Here is an 18394-nt window from a genome sequence, read left to right as displayed (position 1 = left end):
CACCACCGCCACCCGGAACTCCGGCGACAGCGCGTCCAGCGCCGCCTGGATCTGCGGGTCCAGGTGCGTGTCGGCGTACACCTGCTCCGGGCTCGGCGCCGAGCCGGGCAGCCGCTCGGCGTCGTCCGGCAGGGCGTCGAACCGGATGCGCTGCCGGCGCCGGACCATGTCCAGGAACAGGTTCGTGGTGATCCGGTGCAGCCAGCCCTCGAACGTGCCGGGCTCGAAGTTCGCCAAGGAGCGGAAGACCCGGATGAAGGTCTCCTGGGTGAGGTCCTCGGCATCGTGGGGGTTGCCGGAGAGCCGGTAGGCCAGCCGGTAGACGCGCGCCGAGTGCTCGCGCACGACCTCGTCCCAGGTGGGGGTGGTCCAGCCCTGGTCCGCGAGGGAGTCGTGGGCGAGGGGGGCTTCAGCGCGGATGGCAGCAGCGGTCATGGCGGAGACCTCCAACACGTGGTCGGCAGGTCTCCCCCACCCGGCACGGTGCCGAGCCGGAGCGCCGAGCCTGGTGCCAGGCCGTAGTGACGACGTTCCGCGGAAGGGGTACTCCCCTGTACGCGATCGATTCTGCCGGAGCCCGGGGGTAGTTGTCCACTCCACCACCCGACGCACATGCGGTTCACAGGTCCGCCGGACGCGGCTCGGGCCCGGCAGGCCCCGCCGGAGCGGGACCAGCCGGGCCCGAGGAATCCGGTGGGGCGCGGACCTAGAGGTTGATCATGTGCCCCGCGAGGCCGTGGATCGCCTCCTGCAGGCCCTCCGACAGCGTGGGGTGGGCGTGCACGTTGCGCGCCAGCTCGAGCGCGGTGAGGTCCCACCTCTGCGCGAGGGTGAGCTCCGGCAGCAGCTCGGTGACCTCGGGACCGATGAGGTGGCCGCCGAGCAGCTCGCCGTAGGTCTCGTCGGAGATGAGCTTGACGAACCCGCCCGGCTCGGCCAGGCCCTGCGCCTTGCCGTTGGCGGTGAACGGGAACTGCGCGACCTTGACCTTCCAGCCCTTCTGGTCGGCCAGCTCGCGGGCCTGCTTCTCGGTGTAGCCGAAGCTGGCCACCTGCGGCGCGCAGAACGTCGCGCGCGGCATCATCACGTAGTCCAGCTCCATGGTCTCGGCGCCGGCGATCGTCTCGGCGGCGACGACGCCCTGGGCCTCCGCGACGTGGGCCAGCATGAGCTTCGCGGTCACGTCCCCGATCGCGTACACGTGCGGCACGTTGGTCCGCATGAAGTCGTCGATCGCGATCGCGCCGCGCTCGGTCAGCTGGACGCCGAGCTTCTCCAGGCCGTAGCCCTCGACCCGCGGCGTGAAGCCGATCGCCTGCATGACCTTGTCCGCCGTCAGCTCGCGGGTGCCCTTGGCGTCGGAGACGGTGACGGTCACCTGGTCGCCCGAGTCGTCGATCTTCTCCACCCTGGTGGAGGTCAGGACGTCGATGCCGAGCTTGCGGTAGGCCTTCGCCAGCTCCTTGGAGACGGCCTCGTCCTCCAGCGGCAGCATGCGGTCGAGGAACTCGACGATGGTGACCTGCACCCCGTAGTTGCGGAGCACGAAGGCGAACTCCACGCCGATGGCCCCGGCGCCGGCGATGATGATGCTGCCCGGGAGCTCACGGGTGAGGATCTGCTCCTCGTAGGTCACCACCCGCTCGGACAGCGAGGTGCCCGGCAGCAGCCGGGTGGTCGCGCCGGTCGAGAGGATCACGTTGTCGAAGGTGACGGTCTCCTCGCCCCCGCCGTTGAGGGCGACCTGCAGGGTGTGCGGGTCGGTGAAGGTGCCCCAGCCGTCGAACTCGGTGATCTTGTTCTTCTTCATCAGGAAGTGCACGCCCTTGACCCGGCCGTCGGCGACCGTGCGGCTGCGGTCGAAGGCGGCACCGAAGTCGAAGGTGACGTCACCGGAGATCCCGAACGTCTTCGCCTCGTCGCGCACGATGTGCGCGAGCTCGGCGTTGCGCAGCAGCGCCTTCGAGGGGATGCAGCCCACGTTCAGGCACACCCCGCCCCAGTACTTGGACTCGACCACGGCCACGCTCTTGCCGAGCTGGGCGGCGCGGATGGCGGCCACGTACCCGCCGGGACCGGCACCGAGGACGACGACGTCGAAATGCGGCATACCGAGAGCCTAGGACCGCCGCCGAGGACCCCGCCGTCCGCACGGTGCGGCGTCCGTCACCGCGGGTCTGGACAGCCGGCCCGCCCGCTGGCCAGGCTCGCGGGGTGATCGAGGTGGAGGAGCTGCGCGCGCTGGGTCTGTTCGACGGGACCGACGACGCGCACCTGCGGGAGCTGGCCGTGCTGGGCGAGGAGGTGCGCTTCGCGCCGGGCGACGAGCCCTTCCTCGCGGGGCGGCCGGCCGAGTTCTGGTGGGTGCTGCTCGAGGGCGCGCTCGACCTGGTGCGCCGGGTGGGCCGGGAGGAGACGCTGCTCGGGACGATGGACGTGCCCGGCCGGTGGGCCGGCGGGTTCCGCGCGTGGGACGAGCACGGCGCGTACCTCGCGACGGCGCGCGCGACGACGGCCGGCCGGTTCTTCCGGGTGCCGGCCGCGGCGCTGCGCGGGTGGGCGACGGCGAGCTTCCCGCTCGGCGTCCACCTGATCGAGGGGGTCGTCCGGACCGCGCGCGGCTTCGAGGCCGCCGCCCGCCAGAAGGAGTCGCTGGTCGCGCTCGGCACGCTGGCCGCCGGGCTGGCGCACGAGATCAACAACCCGGCCGCGGCCGCGACCCGGGCGGTCGACGTCCTGGCCGAGAGCCAGGACGGGATGCTCGTCGCCCTCCGGCGGCTCGCCGCGGCCGGCACCACCCCGGAGCGGTTCGCGGCGCTCGACGCGCTCCGCCGGGGGCTGGCCCCGGGACCGGCCCCGGAGAGCGCCCTGCAGGTCGCCGACCGCGAGGAGGCCGTGGCCGACTGGCTGGAGGACCGCGGCGTCGAGCGGGGCTGGCAGCTGGCGACGCCGCTGGCCGCGGCCGGCGCCGACGTCGACTGGTGCGAGCAGGCCGCCGGCGTGCTCGGCGACCGGGCGCTGACCCCGGGCCTGGAGTGGGTGGCCAGCACGCTCACCGCGGCCGCCGTGCTGGGCGAGGTCAAGGAGGCCACGCACCGCATCTCCGGCCTGGTCGCGGCGGTGAAGTCCTACACCCAGATGGACCGGGCCTCGCTGCAGTGGACCGACGTCGCCGAGGGCCTGGAGAGCACCCTCGCCGTGCTCGCGCACCGGGTGCCGGCCGAGGTCGCCGTCGTCCGCGACTACGGCGCCGACGTGCCGCGCATCGAGGCGTCCGCCGCCGAGCTCAACCAGGTCTGGACCCACCTGGTCGACAACGCCCTCGACGCGATGGCCGGCCGCGGGACGCTGCGGATCTCCACCCGCACCGACGCGCGCGGCGACGTGCGGGTGGAGATCGGCGACACGGGGCCCGGCATGACCGACGACGTCCGCCGGCACGCCTTCGACCCCTTCTTCACGACGAAGCCGGTCGGCCAGGGCGTGGGGCTCGGCCTGGACGTCGCCCGCCGCATCGTCGAGCGCCACTCCGGCGAGATCGCCGTCGACGGGCGACCGGGCGAGACGGTGCTGGTGGTGCGCCTGCCCCGCGGCCGGACCACCTGACGTCAGGTGCCGTCGGGGCCCAGGTCGGGGGCGAACTGCGCGCGGGCCATCTCCGCCAGCATCCCGACCTCGTCGGCGGACGCGGTGCCCGAGGCACCGACGACCTCGACCCAGGCCTCGATCGCGGCCGCCGCGGATCGCTGCACCTCCGGCGTGCTCTCCCACGCCGCCGGGTCGTCGACGACCGCGCCCGCGAGGTGGCGGCCCAGCGCCAGGAAGCCGATCTCCCAGCCGGGCGCGACGAACAGCGCGCCGGCGCCGCTCTGCGCGATCGCGAGCGGGACGGTGTGCTCCAGCTCCAGCGCCGTGCGGTCGCCGTCCGCGCGCAGCCGGACGTCGACGACGCTGGTCGGGCCGCCCCAGGTGACGGTGAGCTGCCGCGGCGGCTCGCACCGGCGGATCTCCCCGCCCACGTTGCCCTCGACCTGGAACTCGCCGCCCTGCCGCAGCTGCCCGTCCACCGGGGCGAACCAGCGGCGGAGGCGCTCCGGGTCGGTGATCGCGTCCCACACGTCCTCGACGTCGGCGTGGTAGCTGCGGCTCAGGCGGACGGCGACCTGCTCGTCGTCCCCGCTCCCCCGCCGGGCCACCGCCCGGTGGGCCGCCGCGATCTCGTCCAGCAGTTCCCTCACGTGTCCTCCTCGGTGGTGGTGCGGTCGCGCCGGCGGCGCTTGCCGCGGGCGAGCTCGGTGGCCAGCGCGTCGAGGCGCTGGTCCCAGGTGCGGCGGAACCGGTCGAGCCACGCGTCCACCTCGCGCAGCGGCGCGGCGTCCACCGCGTACAGCCGCCGGGCGCCGTCGGCCCGGACCCGCGCGAAGCCGTGCTCGCGGAGCACCCGCAGGTGCTGCGACACCCCCGGCTGGGAGATGCCGAACTCGGCGCGCACCACCGCGGTGATCTCCCCCGCGGGCAGCTCGCCGTCGGCGAGCAGCTCGAGGATGCGCCGGCGGACCGGGTCGCCGAGGACGTCGAACGCGTGCACGGCGCGAAAACTACAGCGCCTACTTATATCAGCGCAAGCTTATGCGACGATGCGCGATGATCGGCCCGTGCCCGCCCCCTCGGAACCGCTCGCGAAGCTCGGCTTCCTCACCATCGGCCTGTTCGACGGCACCGACCCCCGCCCCGGGCACGAGACGACCCTGGCGGTGATCGAGCTCGGCGAGCGCCTCGGCTTCGACAGCGCCTGGGTGCGGCACCGGCACCTGCAGTACGGCATCTCCTCGCCGGTCGCCGTCCTCGCCGCGGCGACCCAGCGCACCCGGCGGATCGAGCTCGGCACCGCCGTCACGCCGCTCGCGTGGGAGAACCCCCTGCGGCTGGCCGAGGACCTCGCCACCGTCGACGTCCTCTCCGGCGGGCGGCTCAACCCGGGTGTCAGCATCGGGCCGCCGATGCGCTGGGACGACGTCAAGGACGCGCTCTACCCCGACACCGCCGACGTCGAGGACTTCAGCTACCAGCGGGTCGAGCGGCTGCTGCGCTTCGTCGCCGGCGAGAAGGCCAGCCCGTTCAGCGGCCGCGAGGGCGTGGTCGAGGAGTGGTCGGACCGGGTGCAGCCGCACTCCCCCGGCCTGCGCTCCCGCATGTGGTACGGCGGCGGCAGCCTGGCCTCGGCCCGCTGGGCCGGCGAGCACGCGATGAACTTCCTGACCAGCAGCGTGGTGAAGGCCGAGGAGTCCGAGGACTTCGCCGAGGTGCAGGCCTCCCACGTCCGGGCCTTCCGGGCCGCCCACCCCGACGGTGCCGCCGCCCGGGTCTCGCAGGGCCTGGTGGTCATCCCCACCGACGGCGCCACGGCCGAGCAGCGGGCGAGGTACGCCGCCTACGTCGAGGCGCGCACGCCGCGGACGGCGGCGCCGCAGGGGCCGGCCCGGATGCTGTTCGCCCGCGACCTGCTCGGCACCTCCGAGCAGATCGCCGAGGCGCTGTACGCCCATGCCGGCTTCCGGGAGGTCACCGAGGTGGCCTTCGCCCTGCCGTTCAGCTTCGCACCGGAGGACTACGTGCAGATCCTCACCGACATCGCCGAGCACCTCGGCCCGGCGCTCGGCTGGCGGCCCCTCGCCTAGCGGTGGACTGCCGCCCGCGGGGCCACCGCGTCGACCAGTCCACGCAGGTAGGGCCAGGTCTGCGGGTCCTGGAACCAGTCGCTGTGCAGGTGCGCGGGGGGCGGTGAGGGGTTGTCGTCGGTCCACAGCACCGGCGGGTCGACGACGGCGGAGTCGATCCCGGGACCTGCGCCGTCCGGGTCGTACGGGTCCCGCCGCACCCAGCCGCCGATGTAGTCGCTGAGCCGGACGAGGTTGTGCCAGCGGACGACGCCGTCGTCGGTCAGCGCGCCCTCCAGCCGTTGGATCTGCTCGGTGCCGAAGTAGGCGGGGAAGGTGCGACCGTAGAGCCGCCGCACGGGCGCGGCGAGGGTGAGGAGCGCGACGTGCCGCCGCACCTCGTGGGGCAGCTGCGCCACGACGGCCGCCGCGATGACGGTCCCCTGGCTGTACCCGACGACCACGACGGGTGAGTGCGGTTCCCGGGGCGCCCCGCCGACGGCCTCCGCCAGCTGCTGCGCCAGCGCCGGGTCGGTCGGGCCGTGCGCCGTGTCGCCCACGACCCGGCGGACGCGGGTGACGACCTCGGGCACCGAGCGCTCGGCGTAGCTCGGCGGGCCGAACGGGTGGCACGCCCGCGGCCAGAAGGTGACGACGTCCCAGAAGAAGCCGACGCGCTTGCGGGATCCGCTGCTGGTCAGCGCGGACCGGAGGAAGAGCAGGAAGAGGCCGGCGACGAAGACGGCCGCCCCGGTGCCGAGCGAGGCGAGCCCGGCCAGCAGGTTCCACGCGCTCCACGGCAGGAACTGGTACCCGACCAGCACGAGCGCGGTCGGGACGGCGACGCCGAAGAGCACCGGCGCGGCCCGGTCGGTCAGCATGGAGGTGGCCCAGAGGCCCGCCACCGCCCGCCGGGCGCGCCGCGTCCCCGGCGCTGCCGCGCCGCGGTCGGCGTAGACCGCGCCGACCGACGACGGTGCGGTGCCGGTCGCCAGCCGTCGGGCGGTCCGCCACCGGACCACCACCAGCGCGACGCCCGCCAGGAGGGTCGACACCAGGGCCACGGCGAACGCCAGCCCGCAGGCGAACACCGTCGCCGGCAGGGCCAGCCGGGCCGGCTCCCCGCCCCCGCCGGGGGCCGTCTGGGTGTACGTCGGCCGGGCGAGCAGGTTGGCGGCGGTCATGAGCAGGGCGGCGCTGAAGATGCCGGCGACCAGGGTCGCCGTCAGGGCGACGGCCACCGAGGTCAGCCCGCGGCCCATGACGTCGGTGCCTGCCCACGGCCGCTGCAGGCACACCACGAGCAGGAGGACGACGACGAGGCCCAGGCTGACGTCGAGGACCACGACCTGCAGCGCCCGGTCCCCCGGCAGGGCGGCGCCGTTCGGGTGCGGCCGCCACCACAGGCGCGCCAGCGCCGTGCCCCCGGCCAGCCCGAGCGCGGCCCAGGCGACCCCGGCCGTGACCGCGTCCCCGACGTCGCGCGGGTCGCCGGCCCGCTCGATCCGGTCGGCCCACGGCGTCACCAGGGCGACGACGGCGACCGCGGCCAGCGCGGCGCACAGCGTGAGCAGCACCCAGCGGACGGCCGGCGCGGACGACTCCGGCAGCAGCAGGACGGCCGCCACCACGGAGGATGCGACGGTCAGGTGGGCCCGGCGCTGGCGGACCAGCGGGCGCTCACCGCACCAGAACGTCGGGCGCGAGAGCGTGAGGCCCGGCAGCTCCTCCATGCCCGGCCCGGGTGCCCGGCGCTCGTAGGCCCCCTGGGTGCGCGTGCTCAGCCACCACAGGACGGCGACCACGAGCAGCACCACGGCGCCGGCGAGCGCCATGCGCACGCCGGGCCCCAGGCCGGCGAACCAGCCGAGCCACGACCACAGGGTGCCGACCGACGCCGCCTGCCACGCCACCAGGTCGACGAGCAGGTAGGCGGTGGTGGCCACGAAGGACGCGGTCAGGGTCAGCGCCAGCAGCCGCAGCACCGCGCGGGCACCCTGGCGCAGGACGGCCGCGCCGCGCTCGGGCAGCGCCCAGTGCGCGACGTTGACCAGGCCGAAGGGCAGCAGCAGCAGCCACAGCGCCGACCACGAGGCCTGGTAGTTCAGCCGTCCCCAGCAGTAGGCCTCGACCCGTGGCCGGCCGCGCGCCGTCCCGCCCGGGAACCACGCCCGGAAGAAGCCGGCACGGCCGTCCCCGGCGACCTGCAGGGTGGCCGGGGACTCCAGGTTGTCCGGGGCCGGCGCGCCGCCGACGCCGTGGATGCGCAGCTGCAGGACGTCGACCGGGTCGCCGTCGGCCAGCGCGGGCACCTCGCCGCGGGCCAGGGCCGTGGCCGGGCACGTGAGGTCCTCCCCGCTGAACGCCTGGCCGGCACCCGGTGCGAGCACCACCCCCGCCAGCCGGCCGCCGTCGACCGGCGCCGGGGCGCCGTCCGGCAGCGGGACCGGTCGGGGCAGCGAGGGCGGTGGCGGTGGCGGGACCACCGGCACCGGGTTCGCACCGGCGGGCGGCGAGGGTCGGTCGAGCTGCTCCATGGTCGCCCCTCCTGACGCCCCGTGCCGCTGGCGGAATGGTGGCGCAGCGCACGGCGCCGTGGCGGCTCACGGGACGCGGTGGTCCCGGAACCCCGGTCGCGCGAAGGTCGCCGCATGATCGACGGCGGGCTCAGCATCCAGGAGCGGCTCTACCCGACGCTGACCTGCTTCGGGTGCGGGCACGCCAACCCGGCGGGGCTCGAGCTGCGCAGCTACGCCGACGGTGACACCGTCACGGCGACGTTCGCGCCCCGGCCGGAGCACGGCAACGGCTTCGGCTTCGTCAACGGCGGGATCATCTGCACGGTCCTCGACTGCCACAGCGCAGCCGCGGTCTTCGCCGAGGCGCAGCGCCGCGGCTGGACGGGCGAGGACGGCCGCGTCCTCCCCTGGGTCACCGCCGGCCTCGAGGTGCGCTTCCTGCGGCCGACACCCCTCGACCAGGCGCTGCGCCTGACCGGCCGCGTCACCGCGGCCGCCGAGGCGGAGATGACCGTCGCCGTCGAGCTCGCCTGGGACGGCAAGCCCCGGGCCACGGGCAGCGCGGTCTGGAAGCGGTTCCGCGTCCGTCCGCCCGGAGCAGCGCACTGAAGTCGTCTCCGGCGGAGGCCCGGACCGGCCTCGCGCCGCCGCAGCGGCGCGAGGCCGTCGACTCAGACGGTGTACTCGATGTGCAGCACCGGGGCGCGGGCCGCGCCGCCGTCGTAGGACTCGGCCACGCGGGTGCCGGTGCCGGTGACGGTCAGCACCAGCGCGTTGCCGCTGGCCCAGCCGGCCCGCCCGACGATCTCCTGCACGACGGCCGCGAGGTCCGGCGTGCGCTGGGCCTCGGCACGGGCGGCGGCGGTCGGCCAGGACGCCGGGGTCCAGGTCACGGTGGCGGTCGTGTCGGCCCGGCCGGAGAGGTTCCGCGCGGTGGTGGTGAACGCCGCCGCGCTGTCGGCGGCCTCCCCGACCACGGTGAGGCCGCACGCGGCGGTGGAGACCTCGTCGACCTGGAACTGCACCCAGGCCCGGGTGATGGTCGCCCCGGCCGGCACCGCCACCGAGGTGAACCGCATCGCCGACACCTGCGCGTTGGCGCCGTCCTGACCGAGGTTGAGGTCACCGCTGGTGAGGTTGACCGCGCCGGTGGAGACGCGCTCCTCGGCGTCGTCGGCGCCCGCCCGCACGGGCACGTCCAGCGTCACCCCTTGCGGGGCCGTGTCGGTCACCGTGACCGTCACCTCGTCGGCGGCGGCGAGCGCCGAGTCGCTGCCGGTCAGCCGCAGCACGTAGGTCCCGGGCGCGTCGAAGGTGGCGGTCGTGTCCACCGCGGCCGCGTTCGCGAACGTCACGGTGCCCGGGCCGGAGACCTTCGTCCAGCTCGTGGTCACCGCGGCCGGCGGGTTCGGCAGCCCGTCGTCGGTGACCGTGCCGTCCAGCGACGCCGCGGCCGGCCGGACCACCGACCGGTCGGGCCCGGCGCTCACCGTCGGCGCGGCGTTGGCCGGACCGGTACCGCCGGTCGTGTACTCGACGTGCAGGACGGGCGCGAGGGCGGCGCCGGACTCGACCGCCTCAGCGGTGCGCCTGCCCGTACCGGTGAGGACGAGGGCCAGCGCGTTGCCGCTCGCCCACCCGGGTCTCGACACGACCTCCTGCACCACCGCCGCCAGGTTCGGCGTCCGCTGGTCCGGTCCCCGGGCGCCCACCGTCGACCAGGCTGCGGGCGCCCACGCCACCGTCGCGCTCGTCCGGGGCCGGGCCGAGACGTCCCGGGCGGCGGTGGTGAACCCCGGTGGGTTGTCGGCGGCCTGCGCCGCGACGGTGAGCGACGTCGCGGCGGTCGTCGCCTCGTCGACCTGGAACTGCACGTACGCGTTCGTGATCGTGGCGCCCGCGGGCACCGCCACCCCGGTGAACCGGAGCCCCACGGTCTGCGCCGTCCCACCGTCGGTGACCAGTTCCAGGTCGCTGCTGCCGAGGTCGACGGCCCCGGCGAGCGCCTCCTCCACGTCGTCCGCGCCGGCCCGGACCGGCACGTCGAGGCCGGCGGAGCCCGGTGGCCCGGTGCCCGGCGTCGTCACGGTCACCGGCGACGACCGCGGTGATTCGGCCCCCGTGCCGTCCACCGCGGACACCGTGTACGAGTAGGTCGTCCCGCCGCCGACCGTGGTGTCGGTGTAGGTGGTACCGGTGACCGGTGCGGGGGTGAGCGGGGTGGCCGAGCCGTTCCGGTAGACGCGGTAGCCGGTAGCGCCCGTGCTCGTGTTCCAGCTCAAGCCGACCTGTGAGGCGGTCGGCGTGCCCGAGACGGCCAGCCCGGTCGGCGTCGGCGGCCCCTGCGGTGCGGTCGAGTCGTGGCACTGCCCCGTCCCGGTGTCGACGAAGCTGCTGCCCTCGATCGGCACGAACTCCCAGTCGTAGCTGGAGCCGTGCAGCACGAGCTTGAGGACACCGAAGGTGTCGTTCTGCCGGGTCACCGTGTTGGGCCGCACCGATCCCAGGCTGCCGAAGTTGACCCCGCCGGTGCCGACGACGAACTGGCGGATGCCGCGCTGCGGGTCGGCTCCCCCGCTGGGGTTCTGCGGTGCGTAGTGCTCGTAGACGTGGCTGTGCCCGGCGAGCACCAGGTCCGCCCCGGCCGCGTAGAGGGCGTCCCAGAAGGGGCTGACGGAGCTGCTGGCGCTGCCGGCCGAGAAGCGTGGGTGGTGCCAGTAGGCGAGCGTGCACTTCCCCGCGTGGGCGGCGAGGTCCGCCCGCAGCCAGGTCTCCTGGGCCGAGCCGCGCGAGCAGGACACGACCGAGCAGTTGGAGTTCAGCGCGATCAGGTGCCAGGCACCGATGTCGAAGGAGTAGTACCCGCGGGAGGGCTCACCCGCGCGGCTGCCCCAGTACCCGAAGTACCCGGCCGCGCCGACGGTGTCGTACTCGTGGTTGCCGGGCACCGGGTAGCTGATCGACTTGACCCGGCCCCAGGTGGGGTCGTACGAGCCGGCGAACTCGGCGGCCGTGGCCCGGTCGTACTGCAGGTCTCCCATCGGCAGGACCGCGTCCAGGGGCTGCCGGGTCAGCAGGTCCGCGGTGTCGGCGTGCCGGCAGTCGTCGTCGTCGGGCTCGTCCCCGGGGGCGCAGGCGATGTCACCGGCCGCCATGATCACCGGATCCGTCACGGCCTCCGCGACGGACCCCGGGACGCCCGGGCCGGCGAGGACCACGGGCAGGCCCAGGGCGAGCAGCGATGCCCCCAGCACCACCGTGGCGATCCGGCGGACCGCGCGAGCGCGCCGGCCGGTCCCTCGCCCCGCATGGCCCGCACGAGTCCTCATGGCCGCCTCTCCCGCCCCCGTCCGCCGCGATCGGATCAATTCCGGAAATGTTGCGACCGCGCGAATTCCAGCACTGTTGAAACGGGCACAGTGTTGGGACCGGAACACCCCTTGTCAATGACGCTTTTGCAATTCTCTGCAACCATTCGGAAAGTGCCCGTCGAAGATTCTCGCCGGCTCCACCAGAATGCGCACCGGCAACCCGCGGATGCACGAGGTGGCGTACGCCGATCGACGTAGCCCGGCGTATTGCCCGAAAAGGTCTCCGCTGCGGCCGCCCACGACCTTTCCCGCACTCCACCGGTCGCCTAGGGTCGCCTCCTCCCGACCTCCTCCCGGCACGACAGGGGGCACCTGGTGATGGACCGACGACGCTTCCTGCTCCTGGCGGGGGCCGCGGTGGTGGCTCCCGCGGCGGCGTGCTCGGCGCCCGCGGTCAGCGCGACGCCGTCCCCGAGCCGCACCTCTTCCCCCGGCGGTTCCCCGACGCCCGCCCCCGCCGGGCCGCCCCCCGACTACACGCTGGGCGCCCCGACCTCCGAACTGCTCGCCCGCACGCCGCCGCGGCTGGTCACCGAGAGCGGCACCTTCACCGAGTCCTACGAGCAGCCGGCACCGGCCGACGACACCACGTGGGACATGCGGGGGGCGCGGTTCGTCGGGTACTTCGACGCCGACGCCCGGTACGAGACCGGCGAGTTCGCCGGCGGGTCCACCGCGGCGCAGAAGAACAACCGGCCGATCCAGATCGGCGAGGACACCCCCGTGACCGGCGCGGCGCTCATCGGCGGCGTGGTCGAGGGTGCCCAGCCGGAGACGCTGACCTGGGAGCGCATGAAGTACGGCCAGCACGTGCAGGACGACACCGACGCGTGGGTCGACGCGGGCCGGCCCGCCGACGTCGACCCGCACCGCAACCAGGTGGACAACCGCAACCAGGACGGCGACGCGCGGATGTGGATCCGGCCCGACGGCTGGGCGGTCTGGGACGGCGTCCGCGTCCGGAACACCCACGACGGGATCGGGGTGTACGGGGACTTCGCGCAGGGGTCGGGCACGTGCATCGTCCGCAACTGCTGGCTCAGCGACGTCCACGACGACGCCTTCGAGAACGACGACTGGCACGGGCTGCACGTCCTCGACACGCTCGTCGAGGGCACGTACACGTTCCTGTCCTGCCAGAACCACGGGCTCGACGGCGCCCGCCCCCGGCACGGCGTCACCGTCGAGCACAGCGTCGTCCGCCTGCGGCCGTTCCCGGGCGGGTACAAGACCCGGTCGACCGACGCCGTCCACGGCCAGATCTACAAGAGCCAGGAGAATGGCCCCGCCCTCGTGCTCCGGCACGTCGTCATCGCCGCGGAGCGCTTCCGGGACCCGGGCGACGGGCCGCGCCTGCCCGAGCGCACCGGCCAGGTGCAGGACCGCTACGAGGACGTCACCCTCGTCTGGCTGGGCCCGGGGGGTTACCCCGGCAACGTGCCCGCCGGCTGCCGGGTGACCACCGACCGGGCCGTCTACGACCGGGCCGTCGCGAGCTGGAAGTCCCGCCACGGTGTCGGTGCGGACGGCGGGGTCGACCCCGATCGCATGATCGCGCCCGAGCCGGTGTCCCGGTAGCCGCCCACCGCCCGACCGCCCGAGCCCCAGGAGGACCCGTGGTGCCGCTCGCCCCGTCCCCGTCCCCGTCCCCGTCCGTGGTCGGCGACGGCCATCCACCGCTCGCCCTGGTCGAGCACCTCTGCGCGCAGCTGCGCGCGGCGGGTGTGTCCTACTGCCACTGGAAGAGCAACGACGCGCTGCACCTGTCCGCGTCGGGCGAGAACGACCTCGACCTGCTCGTCGACCGCCGCCACCTGGCGGCCTTCCTCGAGGTCCTGGCGTCCTGCGGTTTCGTGCAGGCGCGGGCGCGGCGGCGGGCGCGGCAGATCGCCGGCGTCATGCACTACTACGGCCTGGACGCGGCCACGGGGGTCCTCGTGCACGTGGACGCCCAGGCCCAGCTGGTGCTCGGGGACGACACGACGAAGAACGTCCGCGTGCCGATCGAGCAGGCCTACCTCGCCTCGTGCCGCCAGGACGGCCTGTTCCCCGTCCCCGCGCCCGAGTTCGAGCTCGCCCTGCTGGTCCTGCGGCTCGCCCTCAAGCACAGCACGTGGGACGCGGCGGCCTTCGGGCTGGCGGGACTGCGCCCGGCCGAGCGCCGGGAGCTCGAGCACCTGACCGGCCAGGCCGATGCCGAGGAGCTGCGTCGGGTCGTGGAGACGCACCTCCCGACCATCGGCTGGCGGCCCTGGTCGGACCACCACCGCGCCCTGCGCGACGGCGCGGCACCGCTGCGCCGGCTGGCCACCGGCCGCCGGGTCGTCGCCGGGGCCGCCGACCTGGCGCGCCGCCGTCCGGCCGCCGACACGGCGCTGCGCTGCGCCCGGCGGGTGAGCTGGGGGTTCCGGCACTACGCGCTCGGGGAGCGGACCACCAAGCGCCCGGTCGCCGGCGGCCTCGTGATCGCCGTCGTCGGCGGGGACGGCGCCGGGAAGTCCACCCTCGTGACCGGCCTGGCGGACTGGTTGAACGGCCCCTTCGACACCCGGGTCCTGCACATGGGCAAGCCGCCCCGGGGCGTCGCCACGCTGCTGGTCAAGGGCGGCGTCCTGGCCGCCCGGCGGGCCGGGGTGGTGGGTGCCTGGCTGCCCAACTACCCCACCCCTGCCGAGCACCGGGACCGGTTCCCCGGCCACCCCTGGCTGCTGTGGCAGCTGGCCACCGCGCGGGACCGGCGGCGCCAGCACCGTCGCGCCCGCCGGCTCGCCGGCCGCGGGACGCTCGTCGTCTGCGACCGGTTCCCCCTCGACCAGGTGACGCTGATGGACGGCCCGCGGACCCGGTGGATCAGGGCGGACGGGACGTCGGCCCTCGCCCGGCGCCTCGTCGCGGCCGAGCAGCGCGCCTATGCCGCGATCGGTGCCCCCGACGTGCTGCTCGTGCTCCGCGTGGACCCCGACACGGCGGTGGCCCGCAAGCGCGGGGTGGACCCCGCCGACTTCGTGCGGCCGCGATCGGCCGAGGTGTTCTCCGCCGACTGGGGCACGAGCGGTGCCGTGGTGCTGGACGCCTCCGGTCCCACCGGGCGGGTGCTCGCCGAGGCGCGCGCGGCCGTCTGGGCGAACCTGTGACCACCCTCGCCCGCGGGGCGGTGCGCGCCGGTCGCGCGGTCACCGTCGAGCTGGCCGGCATCCCCGGGTCGGGCAAGAGCCGGCGCGCCCGGGCGCTGGCCGGGCTGCTCACCGACCGCGGGGTCGCGGTGCACCAGCCCCAGGTGCGGCTCGGCCCGGCCGTCCCGACCCTGCCCCGGCTCGCCCGGAAGGCCGGGGCGTGCGCGGCGGCCGCCCTGGCCGCGCCGGGGACGACGGCCGGCGTCGCGCGAGCCGTCGCCGCGTCCGGCCAGCCCGGTCCGGGTGACGTGGCCGCCCGCCTCGTCCAGTGGCTCGTGGCCGAGCGGACCACCGCCCGTGCCGCCCGCCGCGGCGGCGTCGGGCTGCTCGACGAGGGCGAGGTGCAGGCGCTGTGGTCGACAGGCCTGCGCGGGGACGTCGACCCGGTGCTCGCCGCGCTCGACGCCGCCGGGCACCGCGGGGCAGCGGACCTCCTGGTGGTGGTCGACGTCCCCGCGGAGGTCGCGCTGGCGCGCCTGACCGCCCGGCGGTCGCGGCACAGCCGGGTGCAGGCGCTCGGCGAGCGGGACGCCCTGGCCGAGCTGGGGCGGGGCGTCCGGCTGCTCGACCGGCTCACCGCCTGGTGGGCCCGGGGAACCCGGGACGTCCTGACGCTGGACGGCACGGTCGACGACGACCCCCGGCTGGCCGCGCTCGCGGACCGGCTCGCCGCCCGCTGAGCGGTCCCCCCGGGTGGTGCCGGGCCCGGCCGTGGGGGGTTCGGCCGGGCCCGGGGTCTCAGGCGGTGTACTCGACATGCAGCACCGGGGCGCGGGGGACGCCGCCGTCGAAGGACTCGGCCACGCGGGTGCCGGTGCCGGTGACGGTCAGCACCAGCGCGTTGCCGCTGGCCCAGCCGCCCTGCCCGACGATCTCCTGCACGATTGCCGTCAGGTCCGGCGTGCGCTGGGCGTCCCCGCGGGCGCCCGCCGTGGGCCAGGACGCCGGCGTCCACGTCACCGCGGCCGCCGTGCCGGTCCGGCCGGAGATGCTGCGCGCGGTGGTGGTGAACGCCGCCGCGTTGACGGCGGCCTCCCCCCGCACGGTCACGGTGCACGCCGCGGTGGAGACCTCGTCGACCTGGAACTGCACCCAGGCCGCGGTGACCGTCGCCCCGGCCGGGATGCTCACGCCGGTGAACCGCAGGGCGGACACCTGGTTGGCCGTGCCGTCCTGACCGAGGTTGAGGTCGCCGCTGGTAAGGCTGACCGCTCCGGTGGAGACGCGCTCCTCGGCGTCGTCCGCGCTCGCCCGCACCGGCACGTCCAGCACGGTCGGTGTCGCCGCGGGATCGGTCACGGTCACGGTCACGTCGTCGCTGCCTTCGAGGGCGCCGTCGTCGGCGGTGAGCCGCAGCACGTAGCTGCCTCCGGCGCTGAACGTCGCCGTCGTGTCCACCGCGTTCGCGTCCGCGAAGGTCACCGTGCCCGGACCGCTGGCCTTCTCCCACAGGGCGGTGGTGACGCCGCTGGGCTGCCCGTCGTCGGTGACGGTCCCGTCGAGCGTCGCGGCCGCGGGCATCGTCACCGCCAGGGCGGCGCCGGCGTCGACCACCGGCGCGGCGTTGCCCGGCCCGCCGGAGCCGTTCACGGTCACCGCGACGTCGTCGTTGGCCTGCAGCTGGCTGTCGCTGGCGGTCAGCCGGAGCACGTAGCTCCCCGCGGCGCTGAAGGTCGCCGTCGTGTCGACGCTGCTCGCGTCGGCGAAGATCACCGTGCCGGGGCCGGTCACCTTGGTCCAGCTCGCGGTCACGGCCCCGGGCGGGCTCGGCCGCCCGTCGTCGGTGACCGTGCCGTCGAGGGTGGCCGCCGCCGGCAGCGTGACCGTCTGGTCGGCCCCCGCGCTGACGGTGGGCTGGGTGTTCACCGGGCCGCTGCTGCCGTACTCGATGTGCAGCACCGGCGCGCCGGCGGCAGCGCCGTTGGCCGACTCGGCCAGCCGGGTCCCGGAGCCGGTGAGGACGAGGGCCAGGGCGTTGCCGCTGGCCCAGCCGGGCCGGGACACGATCTCCTGCACCACCGGCGCCAGGTTCGGCGTCCGCTGGTCCTGCCCGCGAGCGCCCACCGTCGGCCACGCGACCGGTGCCCAGCCCACGGCGGCCGTCGTGTCGGCCCGGCCGGAGACGTTCCTCGCAGCGGTGGTGAACGCGGCCGCGTCGTCCGCCGCCTCCCCGGTGACGGTCACGTTCGCCGCCGCGGTCGTCGCCTCGTCCACCTGGAACTGCACGTACGCGTTGGTGATGGTCGCCCCCTGCGGCACCGTCACCCCGGTGAACCGCAGCCCCACCGACTGCGGGGCCACGCCGTCGACGGCCAGGTCGAGGTCGGTGCTGGTGAGGTTGACCGCTCCGGTGGAGTTCCGCTCCTCCGCGTCGTCCGCGCCGGCCCGCACCGGCACGTCGAGGACGCCGGTGCTGCCGCCTCCTCCGGGGTTGGCGGTACCGACCACGACGGACACGTCGTCGCTGGCCTGCAGCAGGCTGTCGTTCGCGGTCAGGCGCAGCACGTAGCTGCCGCCCGCGCTGAAGGTCGCCGTGGTCGAGGGGGCGCCGGCGTTGCCGAAGGTCACGGTGCCCGGCCCGCTCACCTTCGACCAGGTGGCGGTCGTCGTCCCGGGCGGGTTCGGCAGCCCGTCGTCGGTGATCGAACCGGTGAGCGTCGCCGCGGCCGGCAGGGTGATCGTCTGGTCCGGGCCCGCGTTCACGGTCGGCGCCTGGTTGGTACCCGTGGGCACCGGGGGCAGGGCGACGGACATCTCGTAGAAGCGGCCGTCGTTCTCGTCGGGGTTCGAGTCGTTGTCGGTGCCGCGGTCGACGATGTAGAGGTTCTGGGCGCCGGAGCCGTTGCTGGCCGGGGCGAGGGTCATCCCCGCGGCCTTGCGCGGCGAGGCGGCCGCGATGCTGATCGTGTTGAGCAGCGCGCCCTGGCGGTTGAGCTCGTAGATCCGCCCGCTGGTGTCGTCCAGCACGAGGATGGTGTTGCGCCCCGGGTAGTACTCGATGCCCTCGGGGTCCCCCGCCCCGTACTGGCCGACGTCCATGACCACGACCGTGTCGTCGCCGGCCGGCGGGATCCCGTCGAAGCGGCCGTTGGTACCCGGGCCGTAGTCGAGGACGTCCTTGTTGACCCCGTCGACCACGAGCAGGTGGCCGTTGTTGGTGACGTCCATGTCGATGGTGACGTCCTCCGCGTCCCCGCCCTGCGGGCGCGTCGAGAAGGAGGTCACGGTGTCGTCCGGGGTGCCGTAGCGGCCGTCGGCGCCCGGGACCACCTGGAAGATCCGGTCGGCGTCGTCGTCGGAGACGTAGACGTAGCCGTTCGACGGGCGGTAGCCGATGCCGGTGGGCTCGTCCGACCACGGCAGGCTGGTCCCGCCGGGGAACGAGGACTGCTGCACGCCGGTCAGGCTCGAGACGAAGAGGTTGGTGCCCGCGTACAGCGGCATCTCGTCGACCTCACCGTCGGCGATGAGCAGCTGGTTGGTCGCGGGCAGGTACGTGATGCCCGACGGGTCGGGGCTGGGCCGGCCCCACGAGGACGTCGAGTGCTGGGCGACCAGGGTCGCGGTGAGGGCGGCGGGGGGGGCGGGGGCCCGGGGCCCGGCGCCCAACCCCCCCCCCCCCCCCAGCACCCCGCCCGCGCGCCGCACGTCGCAGCGCACACTCACACCCTCAA

Annotated in this window: 13 protein-coding genes; 6 read left to right on the top strand and 7 right to left on the bottom strand. The window is 75.2% G+C overall.

Features of this window, described 5'->3' with window-relative positions:
* Together ACI8AF_RS26615 and lpdA are read right to left on the bottom strand one after the other, a co-directional pair.
* A partial coding sequence (locus ACI8AF_RS26615; protein ID WP_456542796.1) for a sigma-70 family RNA polymerase sigma factor occupies nt 1-435 on the bottom strand: 435 nt, incomplete at its 3' end.
* A 271-nt stretch (nt 436-706) separates the two neighbouring features.
* Nucleotides 707-2110, bottom strand: a complete 1404-nt coding sequence (gene lpdA, locus ACI8AF_RS26610) for a dihydrolipoyl dehydrogenase (RefSeq protein ID WP_456542795.1) — start codon at nt 2108-2110, stop codon at nt 707-709.
* Between the two features lie 104 nt (nt 2111-2214).
* Between lpdA and ACI8AF_RS26605 the strand changes: the two genes are divergently transcribed.
* Complete coding sequence (locus tag ACI8AF_RS26605) at nt 2215-3606, top strand: sensor histidine kinase (protein WP_456542794.1); 1392 nt, start codon at nt 2215-2217, stop codon at nt 3604-3606.
* A gap of 2 nt (nt 3607-3608) precedes the next feature.
* On the opposite strand, the gene ACI8AF_RS26600 is transcribed toward ACI8AF_RS26605, so the two are convergent.
* Together ACI8AF_RS26600 and ACI8AF_RS26595 are read right to left on the bottom strand one after the other, a co-directional pair.
* Complete coding sequence (locus ACI8AF_RS26600; RefSeq protein WP_456542793.1) at nt 3609-4238, bottom strand: SRPBCC family protein; 630 nt, start codon at nt 4236-4238, stop codon at nt 3609-3611.
* A complete protein-coding gene (locus ACI8AF_RS26595) occupies nt 4235-4588 on the bottom strand; it encodes an ArsR/SmtB family transcription factor (RefSeq protein WP_456542792.1) in 354 nt (117 codons plus the stop codon). The genes ACI8AF_RS26600 and ACI8AF_RS26595 overlap by 4 nt, the downstream gene beginning before the upstream one ends.
* A gap of 67 nt (nt 4589-4655) precedes the next feature.
* Here ACI8AF_RS26595 and ACI8AF_RS26590 point away from each other — a divergent pair, with 67 nt between their 5' ends.
* Complete coding sequence (locus tag ACI8AF_RS26590; RefSeq protein WP_456542791.1) at nt 4656-5678, top strand: LLM class flavin-dependent oxidoreductase; 1023 nt, start codon at nt 4656-4658, stop codon at nt 5676-5678.
* Here ACI8AF_RS26590 and ACI8AF_RS26585 read toward each other — a convergent pair.
* On the bottom strand, nt 5675-8194 hold the full coding sequence (locus ACI8AF_RS26585; protein ID WP_456542790.1) for a hypothetical protein: 2520 nt from the start codon (nt 8192-8194) through the stop codon (nt 5675-5677). The genes ACI8AF_RS26590 and ACI8AF_RS26585 overlap by 4 nt on opposite strands.
* Before the next feature lie 114 nt (nt 8195-8308).
* Here ACI8AF_RS26585 and ACI8AF_RS26580 point away from each other — a divergent pair, with 114 nt between their 5' ends.
* Entirely contained in the window at nt 8309-8785 is a 477-nt protein-coding gene (locus ACI8AF_RS26580) for a PaaI family thioesterase (RefSeq protein WP_456542789.1), read from the top strand.
* Nucleotides 8786-8847: 62 nt separating this feature from the next.
* Here ACI8AF_RS26580 and ACI8AF_RS26575 read toward each other — a convergent pair whose 3' ends face one another.
* Nucleotides 8848-11433, bottom strand: coding sequence for a PKD domain-containing protein (locus ACI8AF_RS26575; protein WP_456542788.1), 2586 nt, complete (start codon nt 11431-11433; stop codon nt 8848-8850).
* A 432-nt stretch (nt 11434-11865) separates the two neighbouring features.
* Here ACI8AF_RS26575 and ACI8AF_RS26570 point away from each other — a divergent pair, with 432 nt between their 5' ends.
* From ACI8AF_RS26570 to ACI8AF_RS26560, 3 genes are read left to right on the top strand one after another with little or no spacing between them, the layout of a single operon-like run.
* Entirely contained in the window at nt 11866-13125 is a 1260-nt protein-coding gene (locus ACI8AF_RS26570) for a hypothetical protein (RefSeq protein WP_456542787.1), read from the top strand.
* Nucleotides 13126-13163: 38 nt separating this feature from the next.
* Nucleotides 13164-14681 (top strand): hypothetical protein, encoded by a 1518-nt coding sequence (locus tag ACI8AF_RS26565; RefSeq protein WP_456542786.1) that lies wholly within the window; start codon nt 13164-13166, stop codon nt 14679-14681.
* Nucleotides 14678-15400, top strand: a complete 723-nt coding sequence (locus ACI8AF_RS26560) for a hypothetical protein (protein WP_456542785.1) — start codon at nt 14678-14680, stop codon at nt 15398-15400. The genes ACI8AF_RS26565 and ACI8AF_RS26560 overlap by 4 nt, the downstream gene beginning before the upstream one ends.
* A 58-nt stretch (nt 15401-15458) precedes the next feature.
* On the opposite strand, the gene ACI8AF_RS26555 is transcribed toward ACI8AF_RS26560, so the two are convergent.
* A complete protein-coding gene (locus tag ACI8AF_RS26555; protein WP_456542784.1) occupies nt 15459-18329 on the bottom strand; it encodes a PKD domain-containing protein in 2871 nt (956 codons plus the stop codon).
* Between the last annotated feature and the right edge of the window lie 65 nt (nt 18330-18394).

Source organism: Blastococcus sp. SYSU D00669 (assembly GCF_054050715.1).
The sequence above is the reverse complement of the archived record's forward strand: the minus strand, read 5'-3'. Positions and strand labels throughout refer to the sequence as shown.

Excerpts from the sequence above, each read along its gene's own strand:
- lpdA (WP_456542795.1), bottom strand. The coding sequence starts at position 2,110 with ATGCCGCATTTCGACGTCGTCGTCCTCGGTGCCGGTCCCGGCGGGTAC.
- ACI8AF_RS26585 (WP_456542790.1), bottom strand. The coding sequence starts at position 8,194 with ATGGAGCAGCTCGACCGACCCTCGCCGCCCGCCGGTGCGAACCCGGTG.
- ACI8AF_RS26580 (WP_456542789.1), top strand. The coding sequence starts at position 8,309 with ATGATCGACGGCGGGCTCAGCATCCAGGAGCGGCTCTACCCGACGCTG.
- ACI8AF_RS26570 (WP_456542787.1), top strand. The coding sequence starts at position 11,866 with ATGGACCGACGACGCTTCCTGCTCCTGGCGGGGGCCGCGGTGGTGGCT.